Source organism: Kribbella sp. (assembly GCF_035655035.1).
In the GTDB taxonomy this organism is placed as follows: domain Bacteria; phylum Actinomycetota; class Actinomycetes; order Propionibacteriales; family Kribbellaceae; genus Kribbella.
Genome location: NZ_DASRVN010000684.1, coordinates 1 through 5,351 on the forward strand (window position 1 = coordinate 1; position 5,351 = coordinate 5,351).

Genomic DNA, 5,351 nt, shown 5'->3' on the forward strand with positions numbered 1-5,351 from the left:
GTTCTCCTACACCAGCGGTTGGAACGACCAGATCGCGCTGACAAAGCGGCCCTACACCATCTCCGACCTGATCAACGTATTCAGCGCAGCAGGCCTGTGGATCGAGACGGCACTCGAGCCTCAACTATCCGAGGACGCCCGACGCCGCTACCCGCACAAGCAGACGTGGATGAACAAATACCTCGGCATCCTGCTCTTCAAACTCCGTCCGTGCATCACAACAGGAGACTCTCAATGAGGCTGCTTCTGATCATCGGACCACCGGCCGTCGGCAAGATGACCGTGGGCCAGGAGATCGCCGCGCGGAGCGACTTCAGGTTGTTTCACAACCATCACACCATCGAGCCATTGATTGAGATCTTCGGCTACGGCACCGCGCCGTTCAACGTCTTGAACCTCGAGTTCCGTCGGCGAGTGATAGAAGAAGCCGCACGAAACGGAATGGATCTGATCTTCACCCTCGTCTGGGACCTGCAGAACCCAGCGGACACGGCGTACGTCGAGCAACTCGTCGCTCCGTTCGAGGAGTCCGGTGGCGAGGTACTCGTCCTGGAACTAACCGCCGACCTCGAAACGCGCCTCACACGCAACCGAACCGAAACTCGCCTAGCCGCCAAACCGAGCAAACGAAATGTGGAATGGTCCGACAGCAACGTCCGCGAGATGGAATCCCACCAACTGAACACAGACCCAACCGTATCCACACCAACCCCGGCCGACGCATTCCTGACCGAACACCGCCACCTCCGCCTGGACACCACAAACCTGACAGCCACCGAGGTCGCCCTGACAGCACTGAGCTGGCTCGCCCACGACGAACTAGGCGGCCAACAACCGGTCGACAGTGCCTCGATCACGGGAGGCGTTGTAGGAGACGCCGGCGGCACGCCCCTAAAGAGGTCGACTCGAAGAGTTGCTGATCAATACGATCACCGATATGCACCCAACGACTCCGCGCGCGCTGTTGTTCAACGGGACTGTCGGCGCTGGAAAGACGTCAGTCGCGGCCGCTGCCGGAGAATCGCTTGCCAGAGATCAAATCTCGCACGCTGTGATCGATCTAGACGCCCTTGCTCAGATCTGGCCGGCGCCGATCGGCGATCCGTTCAACCTCAGCGTCACGCTCGCCAACCTGCACGCGGTGGCCGCGAACTACCTCGCAGCGAAGGCCGAGTGGCTGCTCGTCTCCGGAGTCGTGGAGACGCGTTCAGACCGGGAGCGGTACCGACAAGCGCTGGGCGTACCGCTTCAAGTGTGTCGCCTTCGCGCGAGTGGACCCGAACTCAGCCGGCGCCTCCGCGCACGTCACACCGATGAGCCGGACGCAATGGCCTGGCATCTCGATCGCGCAGGTGAACTGGACCGGATACTCGACACAGCCGCCGTGGATGACTTCGAAGTCCTGTCCACCGGCAAGAAAGTCCGCGATATCGCAGCCGAGGCACTAGAGGCGGCCCGAGCCATCCTCGTCTGACGGACGAGGATGTCATGCATTACTGGATCGGTGGGACATCGAGAGGTGCGTCGTACATCCGGATATCGCGGGCGACCACGAGCGGCAGCACCTCGCCGAGACCGATCTGGCGGAAGTGCGCTGAGGATCGATGTGTGGTGAAAGCCTCCTTGTCTGCGTACCGTTCGATGCTCAGGTACCGCTCGGGCTGATCCACCGAGCGGAAGATCTCGTAAGACAAACAGCCCGGTTCAGCTCGGCACGCGTGCGCGAACTTCTGCAGGATGCGGCCGAATTCGTCAGCGTTCTCAGGAGTTGACGAGGTGTCCGCGGTGACGAGCACATGACGATCCATGCCGAGCACTCTAGCTGCGCGCTTTTCTACCCGTCACAGGTTTGTCCCTTTTCTGCGGCCAGCGAAATGCGTCCAGTTGCGATACACGCAAATCCGGCCGTACCGAATTCCCGCCGACACACTGCGGACTATGACGGGGATCAGCCGGCCAGGTGGGACCAGCGAGGGGAGAGGTCGGACCAGGGGCCAACCGCGGCGACCTCGCCCTCGACCAGTACGACCACCCGATCTGCCTGGGCGAGAGCAGCCCGTTTCGAGGTCGCGCCGATGACCGTCGCGTGCCGTTCCCGCAGCGTCTTCCACAGTTCGATCTCGGTGGTGGCGTCCAGGGCGCTGGAGACGTCGTCGGCGAGCAGCAGTTCCGCGTCCGTGGCCAGAGCGCGGGCGAGCGCGAGGCGTTGCACCTGGCCGCCGGAGAGTCGTACGCCGCGACGGCCGACCAGTGCGTCCATGCCACCAGCGTCGGCGACGTCGGCATCCAGCCGGGCGCCGACGACCGGACCCTCGAACGCGCGGGCGTGCCCCAGCCGTACGTTGTCGGCGAAGGTACCCGACAGCACCCGGGGCACCTGAGCGACATGCGCGACCTGCTCAGGACGCAGGAACAGTTGCGGGTCGTCGATGAGTTCGCCGTTCCAGCGGATCTGACCGCGATGATCGATCAGTCCGGCCAGTGCGGACAACAGACTGGACTTACCGGAACCGACCTGACCGACCAGCAGCACCAATTCCTCAGCCTCGACGGTCAGGTCGACGCCGGAGACGCCGATCGTGCCGTCGTCGTGGACCGCGCTGAGGTCGACCAGCTCCAGCCGACGCAGCGGAGTCCGGGGGACCGGCTCGGGTCCGGGCGCGATGCCGGCGACCAGGTCGACACCGGGCGGCAGGTCCATCAGGTCGGCGCCGCCGGCGAAGCGGCTGGTCTCGGTCTGCCAGGCCCGGGTGCCCGGCGCGTCGGTGACGACCGTACTGGCGACTCGTCCGAAGTAGTCGAAACCGTTGACGGCATTGGCGACCAGCAGTGCGGTGGCCAGGGTCCAGATGTTTCCCATGTACGCCGCCCAGGCCGACACCACGCCGACCTGCACCATCACGACCGGGATGCCGTCCAGGCAGGCTTGCACCCGGTGTTCGCGTACCGCGGCGTCCACCCGACCACCGTCCACGCGCTGCAGATGAGCGTGCACCTGCGGCGTCGCGGCGGCCAACTTGATCGTCCGGCCCGCGTCCAGCGCGGACACCAGTGCGCGGCCGAACCGGGCTCGGGCTGCCGATGCCGCGGCCGCCGATCGACCGGCGACGGGACGGCCGACGGTCGAAGCCAGTGCCGATGAGACCATCACGGCCAGCAGTACGGCGCCTGCCAACCAGGTGCCACCGAGCAAGGCGGTGACGACGGCGATCACCATGGCGTTGACGAAGTCGACCCAGCGGTCGCCGTAGTGAGCGATCCGGTCGGCATCCATGGACCGGGCGACCACCTCGCCCGGCGGCGTACGGGGCAGTCGGTGCTGTCTGGTCTGACCGAAGAGCACCGACATCCGCGTCCGCAGCATCACCTCGGCCCATCGGCGCGGATAGCGCCGGAGGCCTTCGGCCAACACCAGCGGGGTAGCGAGCAGGGTCGCCGCGAGGGCAACGGTGAGCCACCACGGTGCCCGCCCGTGTTGCAGGGCTTCGACGATATGACCCCAGACCAGACCAATCACCGCTCCTTGCGCGCCAGTCAGGCCCGCGAACAGGAACATCAGCGCGCCGATCACGCTCCACTCCGGACGGATCAGCAGCGTGTGCGCGACGCCGCGGGCGAGACTCGGTCCGGTGCCGACCTCGGCCTGTTCGGGCGGTTCGCCGATCCGGCGCCGACCACCGACCGCCTCGGCCGGGGGAGTGATCGTACGATCGGAGTCCGGCTCGTGGTGGTGATCATGACCGTCGTCTGCGGGTTCGGAACCGCCGGCCCGCAACAGTTCCCGGAACGGGCCGGGGGAGACCGCTAGTTCAGCACGAACTCCGTGCTGGACGACCCGGCCACGATCGAGGACGGCGACCAGCGGCGCTCGGGCGATCGTCGACAGCCGGTGGGCGATCAAAACGCCCGTACGGCCGGAAAGCAATCGGTCCGACGCGGCGATCACGAGCCGTTCGGTGAGCGGATCCATCCGGGCGGTCGCCTCGTCCAGGATCACCACTCGTACGTCGCGGACCAGCAGTCGCGCGAACGCCACCAACTGTTCCTCGCCCGCGGACAACGACATGCCACCCGGGCCGAGCAGCGTGTCGAGACCGTCCGGCATGCCCGCGACCCAGTCACCGAGCCCGAGTTCCACCACGGCCGCCTCGATGACCGACCTCGGTAGATCGTCGTTGAACAGGGCGATGTTCTCGGCCAGGCTGCCGGCCAGGATCTCCGTCCTCTGGGTGACGACACCGACCGCCGCGCGCAGCTTCTGTAGATCAAGATCGCAGACATCGTGACCGGCCAGGAACACGCTGGCCGGTGGCGGCTCGACTGCTCGCGAGATCAGTGAGGCCAGGGTCGACTTGCCGGAGCCGGTGCGTCCGACCAGGGCGATGGTCTGCCCGTTCAGTACCCGCAGGTTGATGTCGTGGAGGGCGAAGGTGCCTTCGGCGTACGAGAAATCCAGGTCGCGGAGCTCCAGGTCCACCGGTCCGTCCAACGGCAGCTCGGACCCGCCCGCCGGCTCGGGTTCGGCGGCGAGCATCTGGCGCAGCCGGGTGACGGCACCGAGTCCCGCCTGGAGACCGGGCAGGTTGTTGGCAACCGTCGCGATCTGTCCGACGAAGGTCGAGGTGACGAGGAACAGGGTCACCAACCGCGCCACGGTGAGGTGGTTGTCGACGACCAGTGCGATCCCGGAGACGCCGATCGCCGCCAGCAGAGCATGCAACAGCACCCCGACCCGACGGGCGATCCGGCTGTCCACGGTGACCCTCGACTTGAACGTCTCGTGCACCACGGCCGAGAGCCGGGCAACCCTGACCAGTACGTGGGCCTGGCCCAGACTCGTCCGGAGATCGTCGCGGCCGGCGATGCCTTCCTCGAGCGCGGCGGTCTGATCGGTCCAGGCGATCTCCTCGACGACCTTCCGTCTGGCGACCTCGGCCAGGAGCTTGCGAATGGCGAACCAGGTGATCACGGCCAGCACCGGGAAGAGCACGACCGCCGGCCACCAGGTCACCCCGGCGACGATCCAAATCGGGATCGTCCCGAAAAGGGTTCCCGCCAGCGTCCACAGCTGCGAACGCAGCAGGTTGCCGGCCTCGTGGGTGTCGTCGTCGACCCGGTCCAGGATCTCGCCGACGGCTTGCTCGTTCAGAACGGCCAGGGGCTGTCGCAGGGCGGCCTGGAGGACGTCCTCACGGAGCCGGCCTTCGACCCGATCGGAGACGCCGACCCAGATGATCTTGCCGGCGCTGCTGATCACGGCCCCGCCGACAACACACACCATCAACAGCCCGACCAACCGCCAGTTGGGCTGCGCCGCCAGGTGCCCAGCCACCACGCTGCCGAGCGTGGAA

At 66.5% G+C, this 5,351-nt stretch carries 4 protein-coding genes and 1 pseudogene; 2 read left to right on the plus strand and 3 right to left on the minus strand.

Annotated elements, in window-relative coordinates; translation table 11 throughout:
- Window positions 1-238 (plus strand): annotated as a pseudogene (locus VFF46_RS35700) (hypothetical protein); the annotation flags it as partial.
- On the opposite strand, the gene VFF46_RS40705 reads toward VFF46_RS35700, so the two are convergent.
- A complete protein-coding gene (locus VFF46_RS40705; protein WP_414673132.1) occupies window positions 232-507 on the minus strand; it encodes a hypothetical protein in 276 nt (91 codons plus the stop codon). The pseudogene VFF46_RS35700 and the gene VFF46_RS40705 overlap by 7 nt on opposite strands.
- A gap of 406 nt (window positions 508-913) precedes the next feature.
- Between VFF46_RS40705 and VFF46_RS35710 the strand changes: the two genes are divergently transcribed.
- Entirely contained in the window at window positions 914-1,474 is a 561-nt protein-coding gene (locus VFF46_RS35710) for an AAA family ATPase (protein ID WP_325041677.1), read from the plus strand.
- A gap of 19 nt (window positions 1,475-1,493) precedes the next feature.
- On the opposite strand, the gene VFF46_RS35715 is transcribed toward VFF46_RS35710, so the two are convergent.
- A complete protein-coding gene (locus VFF46_RS35715) occupies window positions 1,494-1,808 on the minus strand; it encodes an antibiotic biosynthesis monooxygenase family protein (protein WP_325041675.1) in 315 nt (104 codons plus the stop codon).
- 140 nt (window positions 1,809-1,948) lie between these two features.
- Window positions 1,949-5,335, minus strand: coding sequence for an ABC transporter ATP-binding protein (locus VFF46_RS35720; protein ID WP_325041676.1), 3,387 nt, complete (start codon window positions 5,333-5,335; stop codon window positions 1,949-1,951).
- Window positions 5,336-5,351: the final 16 nt, after the last annotated feature.